The organism is Stenotrophomonas sp. YJH_SMC_20, from assembly GCF_059367845.1.
In genome coordinates this window covers 94,077-111,654 of the sequence record NZ_JCAFRG010000005.1, presented here as the reverse complement: position 1 = coordinate 111,654, position 17,578 = coordinate 94,077, and the positions used below count along the sequence as shown (strand labels likewise).

Sequence of the window (17,578 nt, the reverse complement as noted above, 5' to 3'; positions counted from 1 at the left end):
TCGCCGAGAGCCCGCATGGACGCCACCACCTCATCCCGCCGTTTCTGGACGCTCAATGCATTGGCATGGGCGGGTTATGCGATGTACGGGCTGTGGGCGGGGATGCGGATCGGCGGCGGCGTGGTATTCAGCGGCATCGTGTTGATCACCGTCAGCGTGGCCGCCTGCCTGTGGCTGTGCAGCGGCATGCTGCGCGCGGTGGCGCTGCGCCAGCGCTGGTGGGAGGGGAGCCTGGGCAGCCTGGTGTTGAAATTGGCCGCCGGTGTGGTGGCCGGTGCCAGCGTCGCACAGGCGATGACGGCGGCGTTGCTGCTGCCGGCGCTGGCACTGGGCTGGGTGCAGCTGCCCGGTGGCCACGCGGATTACCGATGGTCTTCGCTGCTGGTGTACTGGATGAACACCGCGCTGTTCCTGCTGATGTGGACCGGCCTATGGGCCGGCCTGCACGGTCTGCGCCGGGCGCGCCACAGTGAACTGGCCCGGCTGCGAGCCGAAGCAGAACGCAGCGCACTGGAGCGCGATGCACTGCGCGCACGGCTCAACCCGCACTTCATGTTCAATGCGCTGAACAACCTGCGCGCGCTGATCCTGGAAGACCCGGAGCGGGCCCGCGACATGGTCACCCGCCTGTCGCGCACGCTGCGGCAGGCGCTGGCGAACAACCGCAGCGAGCAGGTCACGCTGGCCGAGGAACTGTCGGTCGTGGACGATTACCTGGCCATCGAGGCGATCCACTTCGAGCAGCGCCTGCAGGTAGGACAGCACATCGATGCCGGCGCCCTGCAGGCACAATTGCCGGCGATGGCGCTGCAGTTGCTGGTTGAAAATGCCATCAAGCACGGCATCGCCAGTCGCCCCGGCGGTGGCGGGATAGAGATCCGGGCCACGTTGGACGACGATGTGTTGCGCCTTCAGGTGGACAACCCGTTGGGCAACGCCAGCGAGCTCACCCACGGGCATGGTGTTGGCCTTGCCTACCTGCGTGCGCAGCTCGGCACGCAGGGGCGTTTCACCCTGCAGCCGGTCGGCGACCGCATGCAGGCCCTGCTGGAGATTCCACAATGAGTGCCATGCTGCGTGTGTTGATCGTTGATGATGCACGGCTGGCGCGCCAGGAGCTGCGCACGCTATTGTCGGCGCTGCCGTGGGTGCAGTGCGTGGGCGAGGCCGACGATGTGCCCGCTGCACGCGAGGCGATCGCCACACTGGCCCCGGACCTGGTGCTGCTGGATGTACAGATGCCCTCCGGCAGCGGCTTCGATGTGCTGGATGGGTTGGAGGCGGTGCCGGCGGTGGTGTTCGTTACTGCCTACGACACCTACGCGGTGCGCGCCTTCCAGGCCAATGCGCTGGACTATCTGGTGAAGCCGGTCGAGGCGCCGCGCTTGCTGGAAGCGTTGCAGCGGGCGCGCCAGCGCGAGGTGGTGGCGGGCGAAACGCCGGAGCCGCGCAGCACGCTGGGCGCGCAGGACCAGGTGTTCGTGCGCGAGGGCGAACGCTGCTGGTTCGTCGCGGTCTCCGAGATCCGACGGCTGGTGGTGGATGGCAACTACACACGGCTATGGTTCCGCGACCAGAACGCCCTGCTGACCCGCAGCCTGATCGCGCTGGAAGCACGCCTGCCGCCGGAGTTGTTCTTCCGCGCCAACCGCAACACGCTGGTCAACCTGCGCCGCATTCGTGGCGTGACGCCCAGCATTGCAGATGGCTACGACCTGACGCTGGACGACGGCAGCGAGGTGGAGGTATCGCGGCGGCAGGCACGTGAACTGCGCGAGCGGATGGCGTTGTAGGGGCTGCCAGCAGTTACCCTGTGCAGCAGAACTCCTGATCACACCTGCGCCATGTCCATCGTCCTCACCGATTTCGCCCGTCCCCGCCTGTTCCCGCGCGTGCCGCGCGGCAACACCATCCAGGACTGCACTGCCGAGCAGTTCGAGGCACACCTCAATGCGCACGCACCGCTGAAGGTGCTCGACGGCTACGCCCCGTTCTGCAAGCTGTTCGTCTACGAGAACTGGACCAGCACGCGCTGCCTGACGATGCCGGTCACCGAGGCCAACCGCCACCTGCTGCGCAGTGGTTACGAAGCGCGCAACCGCGAGGAATTGCCGGTGCTGGTGCGTTGGTTCGAGGGCGTGGAATCGCCGCGTGCGAACTACCTGGTGGCGATCCTGTACAGCGCCGAGCAGCTGGCCAGGGAAGGCTCGCCGATCGAGGCCGACTGGGGCATCGTCGGCTGCATCTACACCGCCGAACCGGAAGAGGTGCCAATGGCGCCGATCACGATGATGCGCAATGCGCTGGGCGTGGAGGAGGGCGGCTCCGGCGTGCCGCTGGACCGTGAGGCGTACCGGCGTTCTGTCGAGTTCTGGGAGAACAACGCGAACTGGCGGCCGTGAGCAATATTTGCCATCCACGCATCGCGTGAATGTGCGGACCGCAGTAGAGCCACGCCATGCGTGGCTGCTTGGCCTTCAGGCAGCTTTCCATTCCCACCACGGGTAATGGTACTCGCGGTCGATGGCCTGCCAATGCTGGCCGCATTGCGTGCAGGCAACGGTGTGGCAATCGCCCCAACCATCCTCGGCCTCCTGCAACGAGAGCAGCTGCATCTGCCCTTGTTCGATCAGGCGACGCGGATCGAAGAACGGGTAGCCGGGGTTGAGCGCACACAGGCATCCCTTACGCGCCTGCCAGTAGCGTAGCCGTTGCAGGCCCGCCTTGAGGTGTGCCTGGTTGCTGATCAGCATGCCGCCCAGGGCGATGCCCTCGCAGCTGCGTTCGATCAGGTCGACATGTGTGGCCAACGTGTCCAACGATGAGGCACTGAACAGCCGTGCGACGCTACGTGCGGCATCGGTGATGCGCGTTGCGTCGCGCGACAGCAGGTCCTGCAACAGCACATCGGCCTGTGCATCGTCGAGACGGGGAATCGGTGCTGCAGACCACGGCCAGCGCATCAGCGAGACTTGCCGATGGCAGCGTAGTGGCCGGCGGTGAGGCGCAGCAGGTCAGCCGGAGCCAGTTCCACTTCCAGGCCGCGGCGACCGGCGCTGACATGCAGCGCGGGCAATGCCTGAGCGCTGGCATCCAGGAAGGTGCGCAGGCGTTTCTTCTGCCCGAGCGGGCTGATGCCACCGACCAGGTAACCGGTCGCGCGCTGCGCGGCGTCAGCAGCAGCCATCTCGCACTTCTTGCAGTCGGCCGCTTCGGCCAGTGCCTTCAGGTCCAGCTGGCCGGCCACCGGTACGATCGCCACCAGCAGTTCGTGTGTCTCGGTGCTGGCCAGCAGGGTCTTGAACACCTGGGCTGGATCGAGGCCGAGCTTGTCCACGGCTTCGCCGCCATAGGATTCGGCGTGGGCGTCGTGCACGTAGCTGCGCACGGTGTGGGCGATCTTCTCGCGCTTGAGCAGGTTGATGGCCGGGGTCATGGCTGCATCGTAGCGCGCGCTGGGCGCGTTGCCTTGACCGAAGCTACTGCCGGAGCATCCACGCATGGCGTGGATCTACCAGTGGAGACTGGATGCGGGGTGTACGACCACACGCCAACGCAGAACGGGCGCCCGAAGGCGCCCGTCCGTGTCGCATGCACCGGTAGTGCCGGCCGCTGTCCGGCACCCTGCAGGCATCAGTAGCGATAGTGGTCCGGCTTGAACGGGCCTTCCACCGGCACGCCGATGTAGTCGGCCTGTTCCTGGGTCAGGGTGGTGAGCTTCACGCCGATCTTTTCCAGGTGCAGGCGCGCCACTTCCTCGTCCAGCTTCTTCGGCAGCAGGTAGACCTTCTTCTCGTAGCTGTCCTTGTTCGCCCACAGGTCGATCTGCGCCAGGGTCTGGTTGGCGAAGCTGTTGGACATCACGAAGCTCGGGTGGCCGGTGGCGCAGCCCAGGTTCACCAGGCGGCCTTCGGCCAGCAGGAAGATCGCGTTGCCGTTCGGGAAGATGTACTTGTCCACCTGCGGCTTGATGTTGACGTGCTTGATGCCCGGGTAGGACACCAGTGCGTCGACCTGGATCTCGTTGTCGAAGTGGCCGATGTTGCAGACGATGGCCTGGTCCTTCATCGCGCTCAGGTGCTCGATGCGGATGATGTCGCGGTTGCCGGTGGTGGTGACGTACAGGTCGGCACGGCCCAGGGTCGATTCGATGGTGTTGACTTCATAGCCTTCCATCGCCGCCTGCAGGGCGCAGATCGGGTCGATCTCGGTGACGATCACGCGTGCACCGTAGGCACGCAGCGAGGCCGCGCAGCCCTTGCCGACGTCGCCGTAGCCGCAGACCACGGCCACCTTGCCGGCCAGCATCACGTCCATCGCGCGCTTCAGGCCGTCGGCCAGCGACTCGCGGCAGCCGTACAGGTTGTCGAACTTGCTCTTGGTGACCGAGTCGTTGACGTTGATCGCCGGGATCAGCAGGGTGCCGGCCTGGGCCAGCTGGTACAGGCGGTGCACGCCGGTGGTGGTCTCCTCGGAGACACCCTTCCAGTCCTTGACCACGCGGCCCCAGTAACCGGGGCGCTCCTTGGCCACGCGCTTGAGCAGGTTCTTGATGACCTGTTCTTCGTGCGAGGCGGAGGCGGTGTTGACCCAGTCGCTGCCGTTTTCCAGCTCGTAGCCCTTGTGGATCAGCAGGGTCACGTCACCGCCGTCGTCGACCACCAGTTCCGGGCCGGTCAGGGTGCCGTCGGCCAGGGTGAAGGTCAGCGCGTCCAGGGTGCAGTCCCAGTACTCTTCCAGGGTCTCGCCCTTCCAGGCGAACACCGGGGTGCCGGTGGCGGCGATGGCGGCAGCCGCGTGGTCCTGGGTCGAGAAGATGTTGCACGAGGCCCAGCGCACGTCGGCGCCGATGTCCTTCAGGGTCTCGATCAGCACTGCGGTCTGGATGGTCATGTGCAACGAGCCGGTCACGCGCACGCCCTTCAGCGGCAGCTCGGCCTGGTACTTGCGGCGGATCGACATCAGGCCCGGCATTTCGTGCTCGGCGATGTCCAGTTCCTTGCGGCCCCAATCGGCCAGCGTGATATCGCGGATCTTGTAATCACCTTCGGTGGAGAAGGTCTTGGCAACAGCGTTCATTCGTGTGCTCCGGTTGTGGGCGAGCGGATGCTCGCATCTAGCCGGGCGCCGTTGTTACAAAGCCACCTTACCGAGCCTGGCCGGGCCTCGTGGGATCCGGTCGCAGCGCCCCTCGGCAGGGGAGAACCCCCATTATATCGCGGCCCCGGCATGACATCGGCATGACCCAACCATCGGCAGATGGGGCCGCGTGCACGGCCTGTTAAGGTCGGTGTTTTCACGCATCACACAGGTGGAACGATGAGCATGCACGCGCGCCGTACGCGGCGGTGGACCGGCCTGGTCCTGTCGATGGGGCTGCTGGCGGTGGCCCCGCTGGCCTGGGCGGCCGCCTCGCAGCCAGCTCCGGCGCAGGCGCAGGGCGTCAATGGCTACGAACTGCCATCGGCCGCACTGCAGGCAGTGGTCGACGCCCCGCGCGCGCCGTCGCTGTTCCTGTCGCCGCGCCGCGACGTGGCCGCGATGATGCAGATGCCGTCGCTGCCGTCGATCCAGGTGGTGGCGCAGCCGGAACTGAAGCTGGCTGGCCTGCGCATCAACCCGCGCACGTTCTCCGACAGCCGCTTCAGCTTCGGCGAGAAGCTGTGGCTGATGAACGTGGCCGACGGCAAGGAGCGGCAGATCAGCGGCCTGCCGGCCAAGCTGTCGATCGCCAGTGTGATGTGGTCGCCGGACCAGAAGTGGCTTGCCTTCAACCAGGTCGACGCTGCCAGTGGCGCCAATGAACTGTGGCTGGTGGACGTGGCCGGCGGCAGTGCCCGCCGCCTGGTTGCCGGCCTGAACACGGTGATCGGCAGCGGCTACCAGTGGCTGCCGGACAGCCGCGGCCTGGTGGTGTTCACCCGCCCGGCCAACCTCGGTGCGGCCCCGCCCGCCGATGGCATTCCGACCGGCCCGGCCGTGCAGCAGACCAGCCAGGGCGGCGGCGTGGTGTCGATCCGTACCTACCAGGACCTGCTGAAGAACGAGGCCGACGCACGCCAGTTCGACTACTACGCCACTACCCAGCCAATGGAAGTCGGCCTGGATGGCAGCACCCGCGCGATCGGCGCGGCCGGCATCTTCATGGGCTTCTCGGTGTCGCCGGATGGCCGCTTCGTGCTGCGCCAGCCGGTGCAGCGCCCGTACTCCTACGTGGTGCCGGTGAGCAGTTTCCCGCGCCGCATTGAAGTGATCGACCGTGCCAGCGGCAAGCTGGTGCACACCGTCGCCGTTCGCCCGCTGGTGGAAGGGCTGCCGACCGGCAACGATGCCGAAGTGACCGGCGTGCGCGACATCAGCTGGCGCGGTGATGCCGACGCCACCCTCGTCTGGGCCGAAGCGCAGGACGGCGGCGACCCGAACAGGGACGCCAAGGTGCGCGATGCGGTGCTGATGCAGGCCGCGCCGTTCGACAAACCGCCGGTCACCCTGGCCCAGCTTGGCAGCCGCCTGGCCGGCATCAGCTGGGGCCGCGGTGACCTGGCCCTGCTGACCGAATCGTGGTGGAAGACCCGCAGGACCAAGACCTGGCTGATCGCCCCGGACAACGCCGGTGCCGAGCCGCGCCTGCTGTGGGATCGTGACGCGCAGGACCGCTATGCCGATCCGGGCCGGCCGCTACTGGCCAGTGACGAGCGGGGTCGTTCGCTGCTGCAGACCAGCCCCGATGGCAGCAGCCTGTACCTGGCCGGTGCCGGTGCTTCGCCGGAAGGCGACCGTCCGTTCGTGGACCGCTTCGACATCGCCACGGGCAAGGCAACGCGCCTGTTCCACTCGCAGGCGCCGAGCTATTCGCTGCCGGTGGCGTTGCTGGACGACCAGGCCAGCTCGCTGCTGCTGAGCCGCGAGAGCCCGGATGAGCCGGCCAACTTCTACGTGCAGTCGCTGGCCGATGCCGGTGCTGCACCGCGCGCGCTGACCCATTTCGCGCACCCGCTGCCGCAGTTGAAGGGCGTGCAGAAGGAGCAGATCCGCTACAAGCGCAAGGATGGGGTCGACCTTACCGCGACCCTGCTGCTGCCGCCGGGCTACGACCCCAAGCGGGACGGCCCGCGGCCGCTGCTGATGTGGGCCTACCCGGGTGAGTTCAAGAGCGCGGCTGCGGCCAGCCAGGTGACCGATTCGCCGTACCGCTTCAACGCGGTCAGCTACTGGGGCCCGCAGGCGTTCCTGGCCAAGGGCTATGTGGTGCTGGCCAGCCCGTCGATGCCGATCATCGGTGAGGGCGACAAGGAGCCGAACGACACCTACATCGAACAGCTGGTGGCCAACGCGCAGGCAGCGGTGGATGAGGTGGTGCGCCGTGGCGTGACCGATCGCGATCACATCGCCATCGGCGGCCATTCCTACGGTGCGTTCATGACCGCCAACCTGCTGGCACACACCCGCCTGTTCAAGGCCGGCATCGCCCGCAGCGGCGCCTACAACCGCACGCTCACCCCGTTCGGCTTCCAGGCCGAGGAACGCAACTACTGGCAGGCACAGGAGGTCTACCAGAAGATGGCGCCTTTCAACTACGCCGACAGGATCAAGGATCCGATCCTCTTCATCCACGGCGTGGACGACAACAACTCCGGCACGTTCCCGATCCAGAGCGAGCGCATGTTCGCCGCGGTGAAGGGCCTGGGTGGCACCGCGCGGCTGGTGATGCTGCCGAACGAATCGCATGCCTACCGCGCACGCGAATCGATCATGACCATGCTGGCCGAGAGCGAGCGCTGGCTGGAGCAGACCATTGGCCCGGCCGAGCAGGGCAAGGCGAAGAAGAAGCGCTGACCGGACCCGGTAGTGCCGGCCGCTGGCCGGCAACCTCATGGACTCACGCAAGCTGAGGTTGCCGGCCAGCGCCCGGCACTACCAGATGAAACCATTTTTGCATCGCAGCACGCTGCCCGTTCTGGTTTAGGCTTGGGGTCTGGATCCGTTGACCGAGGCCTGTGCGTCGCCGATGAACGAGTACCGCAGCAGCATCGAGTTTGCTTCTCCCGATCTTCCGCTTCGCGATGACGTGCGCCGGCTCGGCGCGCTGGTCGGCGACCTGCTGGTTGAACAGGTCTCCGCCGCTTTCCTCGACGATGTCGAGGACGTGCGCACCCGCGCCATCGCCCGCCGCGAGAACCAGGCGGCGTTGTCCGAGCTGGCCGAAGGGCTGGCCGGGCGCACGCCGCAGCAGGCCGAGACCATGGTGCGGGCGTTCAGCACCTATTTCCAGGTGGTCAACATCGCCGAGCGCGTGCATCGCATCCGCCGCCGCCGTGACTACCAGCGTGCCGGTACCGCAGGGGCGCAGCCCGATGGCCTGCAGGATGCGCTGCAGCACCTGAAGGCGCAGGGCGTGACGCTGGACGAGCTGGCGCAATGGCTGCCGCGCATCGACATCGAACCGGTGTTTACCGCGCACCCGACCGAAGCGGTGCGCCGCGCGCTGCTGGAGAAAGAGCAGCTGATGGTGGCCAGCCTGGTCGACAACCTTGATGGCCAGCGCACGCCGGGGGAAGCGGCCGCCGATGCCGCGCGCTTCCGCATGGCGCTGACCGCTTCGTGGCAGACCACCGATTCCTCGCCGGTGCGGCCCACCGTGGACGACGAGCGCGAGCACGTCGGCTTTTATCTGGTACAGGTGCTGTACCGGGTGATCCCGGTGCTGTACGAATCGCTGCAGCAGGCGCTGCGCGATACCTTCGGCGAAGAACTGCCGCTGCCGCGCCTGCTGCGCTTCGGCACCTGGGTGGGCGGCGACATGGACGGCAACCCGAACGTGGATGCCACCACCATCCGCAACACGCTGGATGCACAGCGGCAGGCAGTGCTGGGGCGCTACCAGAAGGAACTGCTGCAGCTGGCCAGCCTGCTCAGCCAGTCTACCGAGCGAGTGGGCGTGAGTGATGCGTTGCAGGCACGCGTGGCGCAGTACCAGCAGCTGCTGCCGCAGGTGCAGTCGCGCCCGCGCCATGCCGACATGCCGTACCGCCTGCTCAACGACCGCATGCGCGCACGCCTGCAGGCCACGCTGGATGATGGCAGCGGCGCCTACGCCGGCCCCGCCGAACTGATCGACGATCTGCAGCTGATCCTCGACAGCCTGCGCGCCAATCGCGGCGAACATGCCGGCGGCTTTGCCGTGCAGCGTCTGCTGTGGCGGGTGAAGACGTTCGGCTTCCATCTGGCGCGGCTGGATGTGCGCCAGGAATCGAGCGTGCATGCGCGTGCGCTGGCCACGGTGCTGGGCAGTGACGTAGCGTGGGACGATCTCGATGCCGTGGGGCGTGCGCGCCTGCTGGCGCCGCATGCGAGTGGTGACACGCCGTTGCCGAAGGGCGACGACGAAGGCAACCAGCGGCTGGATGCGGTGTTTGCCGCGCTGGCTGATGCACGCGCACGCCATGGCGGCGATGCACTGGGCAGTTACATCATTTCGATGGCGCACGACCGCAGCGACGTGCTGGCGGTACTGGCGCTGGCGCGGCGTGGTGGCCTGGTCGACGCCGATGACACGGTGCCGCTGGACATCGCGCCGCTGTTTGAAACCGTGGATGACCTCAAGCGTGGCACGGCCACCCTGCGTGACCTGCTGGCCGACCCGGTCTACCGCGCCCATCTGCGTGCGCGCGACGACGTGCAGATGGTGATGCTCGGCTATTCGGACAGCAGCAAGGACGGTGGCATCGCCGCCTCGCGCTGGGGCCTGCAGCGCGCGCAGGTGGAACTGCTGGAGGTGGCGGCCGAGGCGGGCATCCGCCTGACCTTCTTCCATGGCCGTGGCGGCTCGATCAGCCGTGGCGGGGGGAAGACCACGCACGCGGTCGATGCGTCACCGCGCGGCAGCATCGATGGCCGCCTGCGGGTGACCGAGCAGGGCGAAGTGATCCATCGCAAATATGGCATCCGCGCGCTGGCCCTGCGCTCGCTGGAACAGGCCACCGGTGCGGTGCTGCGCGCCAGCCTGCGCCCGCGTGCCGCCGAGCCGCGCGAGGATGCGTGGCGGCCGGTGATGGACGCGGTGTCATCGGCCAGCAGCGAGGTGTATCGCGCCTTTGTTGGCCAGGCCGGCTTCATGGACTACTTCCGTACCGCCACACCCATCGACGTGATCGAGCGGATGACGCTGGGCTCGCGTCCTTCGCGCCGGCTCGGCCAGGATGCGGCACTGGGCAACCTGCGTGCGATTCCCTGGGTGTTTGCCTGGAGCCAGGCGCGTGCCGTCATTCCCGGCTGGTACGGCGTGGGCAGCGGCCTGCAGGCGGCGGTGGACGCTGGCCATGAAGAGACCCTGCGCGAAATGGCGCGTGACTGGCCGTTCTTCCGCACCTTCCTGGACGACATCGCGATGGTGCTGTCCAAGGGCGATATCACCATCGCCGAGCAGTTCTCGCTGTTGTCTGGCGACCTGCACGGGCGCTTCTTCCCGCAGGTACAGCGCGAACTGGAACTTACCCGGCACTGGCTGCTGGCGCTGATGGACCAGAAGACGCTGCTGGACCATGATGCGCGGCTAGCGCTGTCGATCCGCCTGCGCAATCCCTACGTCGATCCGATCAGCGTGCTGCAGGTGGATCTGCTGCAGCGCTGGCGGGCCAGCGGGCGCGAGGATGACGAGCTGCTGCGCGCGCTGGTGGCGTGCGTGAACGGTGTTTCGCAGGGGGTGCAGAACACGGGTTGATGCGTATCCGCCGGGCATGGCCCGGCGCTACCTGCCTCGGTGGGTGCGGGGCGTGCCCCGCACACCCTCACTCCTCCGGCGACGGAGGATTCGATGCCAGCAGTTCCAGGTGGCGCTGTTCCATTTCCTGGCGCAGTTGGCGGCGGATCAGCGCTGCGGCCTGGCGGCGCTTCTCGTCCGAGGTGACCGGCTGCAATGTTGGCACCGGCGTCGGCCGGCCTTCCTCATCCACGGCCACCATCGTGAAGAAACAGCTGTTGGCGTGGCGCACGCTGCGCTTGAGGATGTCTTCGGCCACCACCTTGATGCCGATCTCCATCGACGAGGTGCCGGTATGGTTCACCGAGGCCAGGAAGGTGACCAGCTCGCCCACCGCGATGGGCTGGCGGAACATCACCTGGTCCACCGACAGGGTGACCACATAGCTGCCGGCGTAGCGGCTGGCACAGGCATAGGCGACCTGGTCGAGCAGCCTCAGGATCGCGCCACCGTGGACCTTGCCGGAGAAATTGGCCATGTCCGGCGACATCAGTACGGTCATGGACAGCTGGTGGGTTTTCAGTTCGGTCGACATGGGCCGATTGTATCGGCGTGGCGTAGCCCTTGTAGAGCCGAGCCCATGCTCGGCTGCTCTTGTCGCAAGAAAAAGAAAGCCGAGCATGGGCTCGGCTCTACAGAAAGCAGAAGGGCCGCGTGAGCGGCCCTTCGTGTTTCTTACTTCAGCTTCGCATCGGCGCGCAGGGCGGCGGCGCGGTCGGTCTTCTCCCAGGAGAAGGCCGTGGCGTTGACGGTCTCGCCTTCGCCGTTGAGGTAGCTGAACTCCTTCGGCTTGCGGCCGAAGTGGCCGTAGGCCGCAGTCTGCTGGTACATCGGGTGGATCAGGTCCAGCATCTTGATGATGCCGTACGGGCGCAGGTCGAAGTGCTTGCGGATCAGCTTCTCGATCTTGTCATCGCTGATCTTGCCGGTGCCGAAGGTGGTGACCGAGATCGAGGTCGGCTCGGCCACGCCGATGGCGTAGGAGACCTGCACTTCGCAGCGGTCGGCCAGGCCGGCAGCAACCACGTTCTTGGCGACGTAGCGGGCCGCGTAGGCAGCCGAACGGTCGACCTTGGACGGGTCCTTGCCGGAGAACGCGCCACCACCGTGACGGGCCCAGCCGCCGTAGGTGTCGACGATGATCTTGCGGCCGGTCAGGCCACAGTCGCCCACCGGGCCGCCGATCTCGAACTTGCCGGTCGGGTTGATGTGGAACTTGGTGCCCTTGTGCAGCCACTTGGCCGGCAGCACCGGCTTGATGATTTCTTCGCGGACGGCCTCGATGAGGTCCTTCTGCTTGATGCCCGGGGCGTGCTGGGTCGACAGGACCACGGCGTCGATGGCCGAGACCACGCCGTTTTCATAGCGCAGGGTGACCTGGCTCTTGGCGTCCGGGCGCAGCCACGACAGCGGCGAGTTCTTCTTCTTGCGGATCTTGGCCTGCTGCTCGACCAAGCGGTGCGACAGGTGGATCGCGGCCGGCATGTAGCTGTCGGTCTCGTTGGTGGCATAGCCGAACATCAGGCCCTGGTCGCCAGCGCCCATTTCTTCCGGCTTCTTGCGGTCCACGCCCTGGGCGATGTGCGGCGACTGCTTGCCGATCAGGTTCAGCACGCCGCAGGTGGCGCCGTCGAAGCCGACGTCGGAGCTGTCGTAGCCGATGTCCGTGATGACCTTGCGGGTCAGCGCTTCCAGGTCGATCCAGGCGCTGGTGGTGATTTCACCGGCCACGATGGCAACGCCGGTCTTGACCATGGTCTCGCAGGCCACGCGGGCACGCTGGTCCTGGGTCAGGATCGCGTCCAGCACCGCATCGGAGATCTGGTCGGCAACCTTGTCCGGATGGCCTTCAGAGACCGACTCGGAGGTGAAGAGATAGCTGGACATCAGGCGTAATATCCCTTGATTCGGATGGAAAGATGGGCGCGCATGATACACGGGGTGCGCCGCCTGTGCATTGTGAACCGGTACCGGTTGCCGGTGGTTAAGCCCGCGTAGGCCTGGCAGGGGCCGTCGTGACGGGATTGGGGCCCGGCCTCGAGGCCCAGTGTTCCACCAGCGTGACGACGGACGGGGCTGTCCAACCCCGGACCGCGCAGGCCGCGACCCTGCCGGACCGGCCGTCATCGTTCTGCCCCGAAACCGCCATCTGGCTGCCGCCTGCCGGGCGCAGGCTGTCGGCCAATCCGGCCGCCGGGCATAAGTGGATCCGCCATGCAGGAACTCGAACAGCGTCTCCAGCAACGCTTCCCCGATTGGTTCCATGGCCGTCGTGGCCAGCTGGCACGGCCGCTGCTGCGCAGCGTCGGTCGCTGGTCGCGGTTGGACCAGATCGAGGCCTTCCTGAAGCGCAGTGCAGGGTTGCGCGGATTCGGCTTCGTCGCCGCCGCCCTGGAATTCGTCGATGGCCAGTACCAGGTGGATCCGGCCGCGCTGGCGAAGATCCCGGCCACCGGCCGCCTGCTGATTGTTGCCAATCATCCGTCCGGGGCGCTGGACGCGCTGGCGCTGCTGGACGCGGTCGGCCGTATCCGCCGTGACGTGCGGATCGTGGCGAACGATCTGTTGGGGGCTATCGCGCCACTGCAGGATCTGCTGTTGCCGGTGCGCATCCTTGGCGGCAAGGCCCAGCGCGGCAGTCTGCACGCGGTGGAGGAGGCGCTGGCCGCCGAGCAGTGCGTGATCGTGTTCCCGGCCGGCGAGGTCTCGCGCCTCTCGCTGCGCGGCATCCGCGATGGTCGCTGGCAGCGCGGGTTCGTGCGCTTTGCCCGCGCCGCCGGGGCGCCGGTGCTGCCGGTGCGGGTGGAAGCGCGCAACTCGGCGCTGTTCTACGGCGCATCAACCCTGTTCAAGCCGGCCGGCACCGCCCTGCTGGCACGCGAGATGTTCACCCGTCGTGGCCGCCCGCTGCGGCTGAGCATCGGCGAGCCGATGCGGCTGGGCGATGGCGGTGACCCGGGCGCACAGCTGCTGGCGGTACGTCGCGCGCTGTATGCGCTGGGCCGCAATGGCGCGGCCGGCAATGCCGCTGCCTGCGCAGGCCCTGAGCCGCTGGCCGCCCCGGTGCCCCCTTCGCAGGTCGCTGCAGGGATTGCCGCAGCGACCCAGCTGGGCCAGACCGCCGATGGCAAGCAGATTCTGCTGGCCACCTGTACTGCCGATTCGCCGCTGCTGCTGGAGCTGGGCCGCCTGCGCGAACTGACCTTCCGCCAGGTGGGCGAGGGCACCGGGCGCAGCCGTGACCTCGACAACTACGACCCGCAGTACGAGCACATCGTGATCTGGGACGCCGCCGCGCAGCGAATCGCCGGCGCGTACCGGATCATGCGCGGCGCCCACGCACTGGCCCGGCACGGCCTGTCCGGGCTCTACAGCGCGTCGCTGTTCCGCTATTCCGACGATGCCATCACCCACATCGCCGAGGGCCTGGAACTGGGCCGCAGCTTCGTGGTGCCCGACTACTGGGGCAGCCGCAGCCTGGACTATCTGTGGCAGGGCATCGGCGCCTACCTGCAGTGCCGGCCGGGCATCCGCTACCTGTTCGGCGCCGTGTCGATCAGCGCGGCGCTACCGCGTGAAGCGCGCGAGCAGCTGGTGGCGTACTACCAGCGCTATTACAGCGGTACCGCTGGCCTGGCCGAATCGAACCGCCCGTTCCAGTACTTCGCCGCACCGCCCAGTTTCGGTGAGCTGGATGCAGGCGCCGCGTTCGAGGTGCTCAAGGCCAACCTGGCTGCGCTCGGTACCGGCGTACCCACGCTGTACCGCCAGTACACCGATCTGTGTGAACCCGGTGGTGCCCGCTTCCTCGCCTTCGGTGTCGACCCGGACTTCAGCGATTCGATCGACGGCCTGATCGAAGTGGACCTGTGTGCGATCCGGCCGAACAAGCGCAAACGCTACCTGCGCGACGCGGGGACGCCGGCATGAGCGCGCTGGCGAACCTGTCGCCGCGCCGGCGCGCAGTGTTCGTCTCCGATGTGCATCTGGGTTCACGTCATTGCCATGCCACCGAGCTGGCACGGTTCCTCTTGCAGCTGCGTTGCGAACGGTTGTACCTGGTCGGCGACATCATCGACCTGTGGTGGATGGCGCATCGCCGGGCCAATTGGCGGCAGTCACACAGCGAAGTCATCCAGGCCCTGCATGCATTGCGCCGTGCGGGTACCGAGATCATCTACATCCCCGGCAACCACGATGCCTCGCTGCGCCAGGTCTGTGGGCTGATGCTGCCGGCGATGCAGGTCCGCCGCCGCGCCATCCACGTGACCGCCGATGGCCGCCGGCTGCTGGTCGCGCATGGGGACGAGTACGACGGCGTGACCCACTTCGGCGGCCTGCAGGAGAAATTCGGCGATTGGCTGTACTACCGCATCCTGACCGGCAACCAGGCGTTGAACGCGGTGCGGCGCCTGCTGGGGATGCGCTACTGGTCATTGTCTGAATTCCTGAAGAAGCGCAGCGGCGCCGCCGAACGCTACATCGAACGCTTCGTGCAGGCCGGGCTGGACGATGTCCGCCGTCGCGGACTGGATGGCATCATCTGTGGCCACATCCACCGCGCTGCGTTGATTGAACGCGATGGCCTGGTCTACGCGAACGACGGCGACTGGGTGGAAAGCCTGACCGCGCTGGCCGAAGACCACGATGGCGCGCTGCGCCTGCTGGACCACAACGGCCAGACGCTGGTGGAGCTGCCGGGCGCGCGCCTGTCGCAGGCGGCGTAACCCGCGTCTGTCCCCATGTAGAGCCGAGCCCATGCTCGGCTGCCGTTACACGCAATGAAGAGCAGCCGAGCATGGGCTCGGCTCTACATGCACCGCCCGCAAGCCGCTAGCATCGGCCCATGGACTCCCTGACCCAGATCGTGCTCGGTGGCGCCGTCGCTGCTGCCATCGCCCCGCCTGGCCACCGCCGCGCGGCCCTGCTGGCCGGTGCCGCGCTTGGCACCCTGCCGGACCTCGACGCCCTGTGGCTCGGTTTCACCGCAGCCGATCCGGTGGCGAACATGATCGAGCACCGCAGTTTCAGTCATTCGCTGCTGGTGCTGCCCTGGGTGGCCGCATTGATCTGGTGGCTGTTCAAGCGCTTCGGCAATGGCCGCGTCGCGCAGTCACCGCTGCGCTGGTTCTGGGCGATCCAGCTGGCGCTGGTCACCCATCCGCTGTTGGATGCGTTCACCGTCTACGGTACCCAGCTGTGGTGGCCGTTGCGGCCACATCCGACCATGGGTTCCAGTGTCTTCATCATCGATCCTGGCTACACGGTATGGCTGCTGCTGGGCTGCGTGCTGGCCTGGTTTGGCCGCGCCCGCCCCTGGGCGGGCAAGGTGCTGGGTCTGGCGTTGCTGGCCAGCAGTGCCTACCTGGGCTGGGGCCTGATCGCCAAGGCCCAGGTCGACCGTGCTGCCCAGCAGAGCCTGGCGGCGATGGGCCTGGGCGATGCGCCGCGCTTCTCGGTGCCGATGCCGTTCAACACCCTGCTGTGGCGGGTGGTGGCGATGACGCCGAACGGCTACGTGGTGGGCGACCGCTCGCTGGTGGCCGACCACGGGCCGATGCGGTTCGAAGGCCACGCGTCCAACGTGCAGGTACTGCGCGAAGCAGGGGGCATCCCGGCGGTGCAGCAGCTGACCTGGTTCAACCGTGGCTTTATGCGTGCGCAGGTGATGGACGGCCGGCTGGTGCTGAGCGACCTGCGCATGGGCCTGGAGCCGGACTACACCTTCAACTTCGCCGTGGCCGAGCAGGTCGACGGGCAGTGGCGGCCAATCACGCCCGAGCAGCTGCGGGCGGATTACAGCAGTCCCGCCGCGCGCGCTGATGCCGGGCGCCGGCTGGCGGCGATGTGGCAGCGGATCTGGCATGCGCCCGTAGTCGGCGCTGTCGAGTAGATCCACGCCATGCGTGGATGCGGGAGCATTGGTGCCGCGTCGGCTCAATACACCGTGGCGCGGCCCTGCACGAACGAATAGAAGAACACCGCATTCGGGTCGTTCTGCACCAGGCGGAACTCGCGACGCATGCCTTCCACGGTTTCCTCGTCCACCGAGCCGGCCTGCAGCAGTTGGTCGGCGGCCGACAGCAGCAGCTGCTCCCAGAACGCGATCATCGTCTTGCGCCGCGCCGGTTCGCGGTTGTCCAGGTGGATGGTCTTGATCTCGGTGTGCACGTCGCGGAAGCCGCCGGCCAGCAGCAGGTTGCCCAGCTTGGCGCCAACGAAGGGGTCGCCCCCGTGGTCGTACTGGAAATCGTTGAACGCCATCCAGTAACGCCAGATGTGCGGCGAATACGGGTCGAGCAGGAACGAGGCATTCATCACCTCGGTGATGTAGACCGGCGAACCCGGTGCCAGCACCCGGCGCACCTCGCTCAGCACGCGCGCAGGTGACGGCACGTGCTCCAGTACCCAGCACAGGAACGCCGAGTCGAAGCTGCGTGCCTCGAACGGGAGCTCGCCGGCGTCAGCCTGCTGCAGGGTGTAGCGATCGCTGCACCACGGCGTGCGCGCCAGGTTCTCGCGCGCGGTGGTCAGCTGGGTCTCGCTCAGGTCCACACCGGTCACGTGCAGCTCGGGGAAGCGGCGCAGCAGGATCTCGGTCTGCGCACCCACGCCGCTGCCGACTTCCAGCAGGCGCCGCGCGCCGCTGTAGTCGATCTGGCCGAAGATGCTCGATTCCAGCAGGCGCGCCTGGGTCATCAGGCGCTGCTGCTCGGTGCCGGAGAACCCGTGCAGGTAGGTCGGGGAGGAGATCGGCGGGGTCATGGGGCGGGCTCTTGTAGCGTCGAGCAGGCTCGACTGTCCGGAAACGCAGGATTG

14 protein-coding genes and 1 riboswitch are annotated in these 17,578 nt (G+C 67.3%); of the genes, 8 read left to right on the top strand and 6 right to left on the bottom strand.

Features of this window, described 5'->3' with window-relative positions; translation table 11 throughout:
* Positions 1-15 precede the first annotated feature (15 nt).
* From AC5P6A_RS10775 to AC5P6A_RS10765, 3 genes are read left to right on the top strand one after another with little or no spacing between them, the layout of a single operon-like run.
* Complete coding sequence (locus AC5P6A_RS10775) at positions 16-1,065, top strand: sensor histidine kinase (protein ID WP_346714923.1); 1,050 nt, start codon at positions 16-18, stop codon at positions 1,063-1,065.
* Positions 1,062-1,793, top strand: coding sequence for a LytR/AlgR family response regulator transcription factor (locus AC5P6A_RS10770; RefSeq protein ID WP_134735116.1), 732 nt, complete (start codon positions 1,062-1,064; stop codon positions 1,791-1,793). The genes AC5P6A_RS10775 and AC5P6A_RS10770 overlap by 4 nt, the downstream gene beginning before the upstream one ends.
* Before the next feature lie 51 nt (positions 1,794-1,844).
* Positions 1,845-2,402, top strand: coding sequence for a DUF3228 family protein (locus AC5P6A_RS10765; protein ID WP_346714922.1), 558 nt, complete (start codon positions 1,845-1,847; stop codon positions 2,400-2,402).
* Positions 2,403-2,477: 75 nt separating this feature from the next.
* Here the strand turns inward: AC5P6A_RS10765 and AC5P6A_RS10760 are convergent, their stop codons facing one another.
* The 3 genes from AC5P6A_RS10760 to ahcY all read right to left on the bottom strand — a co-directional run bounded on the left by AC5P6A_RS10760 (position 2,478) and on the right by ahcY (position 5,079).
* Entirely contained in the window at positions 2,478-2,963 is a 486-nt protein-coding gene (locus tag AC5P6A_RS10760; RefSeq protein ID WP_134731246.1) for a hypothetical protein, read from the bottom strand.
* Positions 2,963-3,436 carry a Cys-tRNA(Pro) deacylase gene (gene ybaK, locus AC5P6A_RS10755; RefSeq protein ID WP_134731248.1) on the bottom strand — a complete coding sequence of 158 codons (474 nt, stop codon included), beginning with the start codon at positions 3,434-3,436 and terminating at the stop codon, positions 2,963-2,965. The genes AC5P6A_RS10760 and ybaK overlap by 1 nt, the downstream gene beginning before the upstream one ends.
* A 197-nt stretch (positions 3,437-3,633) precedes the next feature.
* Complete coding sequence (ahcY, locus tag AC5P6A_RS10750) at positions 3,634-5,079, bottom strand: adenosylhomocysteinase (protein ID WP_019661087.1); 1,446 nt, start codon at positions 5,077-5,079, stop codon at positions 3,634-3,636.
* A gap of 36 nt (positions 5,080-5,115) precedes the next feature.
* Positions 5,116-5,199: riboswitch (S-adenosyl-L-homocysteine riboswitch) on the bottom strand.
* 120 nt (positions 5,200-5,319) lie between these two features.
* Here ahcY and AC5P6A_RS10745 point away from each other — a divergent pair.
* Positions 5,320-7,836, top strand: a complete 2,517-nt coding sequence (locus AC5P6A_RS10745; RefSeq protein WP_134731250.1) for a S9 family peptidase — start codon at positions 5,320-5,322, stop codon at positions 7,834-7,836.
* Between the two features lie 172 nt (positions 7,837-8,008).
* Positions 8,009-10,720 (top strand): phosphoenolpyruvate carboxylase, encoded by a 2,712-nt coding sequence (ppc, locus tag AC5P6A_RS10740; RefSeq protein WP_332329073.1) that lies wholly within the window; start codon positions 8,009-8,011, stop codon positions 10,718-10,720.
* A gap of 67 nt (positions 10,721-10,787) precedes the next feature.
* Here ppc and AC5P6A_RS10735 read toward each other — a convergent pair whose 3' ends face one another.
* A complete protein-coding gene (locus AC5P6A_RS10735; protein ID WP_019661090.1) occupies positions 10,788-11,294 on the bottom strand; it encodes an acyl-CoA thioesterase in 507 nt (168 codons plus the stop codon).
* Positions 11,295-11,434: 140 nt separating this feature from the next.
* Complete coding sequence (gene metK, locus AC5P6A_RS10730) at positions 11,435-12,646, bottom strand: methionine adenosyltransferase (RefSeq protein WP_005408103.1); 1,212 nt, start codon at positions 12,644-12,646, stop codon at positions 11,435-11,437.
* A gap of 327 nt (positions 12,647-12,973) precedes the next feature.
* Between metK and olsF the strand changes: the two genes are divergently transcribed.
* From olsF to AC5P6A_RS10715, 3 genes are all read left to right on the top strand, one after another.
* Positions 12,974-14,689: a bifunctional ornithine lipid synthase OlsF gene (gene olsF / locus AC5P6A_RS10725; protein WP_019661091.1), complete on the top strand. Its 1,716-nt coding sequence runs from the start codon at positions 12,974-12,976 to the stop codon at positions 14,687-14,689.
* A complete protein-coding gene (locus tag AC5P6A_RS10720) occupies positions 14,686-15,486 on the top strand; it encodes a UDP-2,3-diacylglucosamine diphosphatase (RefSeq protein ID WP_346714921.1) in 801 nt (266 codons plus the stop codon). The genes olsF and AC5P6A_RS10720 overlap by 4 nt, the downstream gene beginning before the upstream one ends.
* Before the next feature lie 119 nt (positions 15,487-15,605).
* Complete coding sequence (locus tag AC5P6A_RS10715) at positions 15,606-16,652, top strand: metal-dependent hydrolase (RefSeq protein ID WP_346714920.1); 1,047 nt, start codon at positions 15,606-15,608, stop codon at positions 16,650-16,652.
* Positions 16,653-16,696: 44 nt separating this feature from the next.
* Here the strand turns inward: AC5P6A_RS10715 and AC5P6A_RS10710 are convergent, their stop codons facing one another.
* Positions 16,697-17,524, bottom strand: a complete 828-nt coding sequence (locus AC5P6A_RS10710) for a methyltransferase domain-containing protein (protein ID WP_155028968.1) — start codon at positions 17,522-17,524, stop codon at positions 16,697-16,699.
* Between the last annotated feature and the right edge of the window lie 54 nt (positions 17,525-17,578).

What these genes read in the sequence shown, in the direction of transcription:
- AC5P6A_RS10775 (WP_346714923.1), top strand. Translation starts at nt 16, where the DNA reads ATGGACGCCACCACCTCATCCCGCCGTTTCTGGACGCTCAATGCATTG.
- AC5P6A_RS10770 (WP_134735116.1), top strand. Translation starts at nt 1,062, where the DNA reads ATGAGTGCCATGCTGCGTGTGTTGATCGTTGATGATGCACGGCTGGCG.
- AC5P6A_RS10765 (WP_346714922.1), top strand. Translation starts at nt 1,845, where the DNA reads ATGTCCATCGTCCTCACCGATTTCGCCCGTCCCCGCCTGTTCCCGCGC.
- AC5P6A_RS10760 (WP_134731246.1), bottom strand. Translation starts at nt 2,963, where the DNA reads ATGCGCTGGCCGTGGTCTGCAGCACCGATTCCCCGTCTCGACGATGCA.
- ybaK (WP_134731248.1), bottom strand. Translation starts at nt 3,436, where the DNA reads ATGACCCCGGCCATCAACCTGCTCAAGCGCGAGAAGATCGCCCACACC.
- ahcY (WP_019661087.1), bottom strand. Translation starts at nt 5,079, where the DNA reads ATGAACGCTGTTGCCAAGACCTTCTCCACCGAAGGTGATTACAAGATC.
- AC5P6A_RS10745 (WP_134731250.1), top strand. Translation starts at nt 5,320, where the DNA reads ATGAGCATGCACGCGCGCCGTACGCGGCGGTGGACCGGCCTGGTCCTG.
- ppc (WP_332329073.1), top strand. Translation starts at nt 8,009, where the DNA reads ATGAACGAGTACCGCAGCAGCATCGAGTTTGCTTCTCCCGATCTTCCG.
- AC5P6A_RS10735 (WP_019661090.1), bottom strand. Translation starts at nt 11,294, where the DNA reads ATGTCGACCGAACTGAAAACCCACCAGCTGTCCATGACCGTACTGATG.
- metK (WP_005408103.1), bottom strand. Translation starts at nt 12,646, where the DNA reads ATGTCCAGCTATCTCTTCACCTCCGAGTCGGTCTCTGAAGGCCATCCG.
- olsF (WP_019661091.1), top strand. Translation starts at nt 12,974, where the DNA reads ATGCAGGAACTCGAACAGCGTCTCCAGCAACGCTTCCCCGATTGGTTC.
- AC5P6A_RS10720 (WP_346714921.1), top strand. Translation starts at nt 14,686, where the DNA reads ATGAGCGCGCTGGCGAACCTGTCGCCGCGCCGGCGCGCAGTGTTCGTC.
- AC5P6A_RS10715 (WP_346714920.1), top strand. Translation starts at nt 15,606, where the DNA reads ATGGACTCCCTGACCCAGATCGTGCTCGGTGGCGCCGTCGCTGCTGCC.
- AC5P6A_RS10710 (WP_155028968.1), bottom strand. Translation starts at nt 17,524, where the DNA reads ATGACCCCGCCGATCTCCTCCCCGACCTACCTGCACGGGTTCTCCGGC.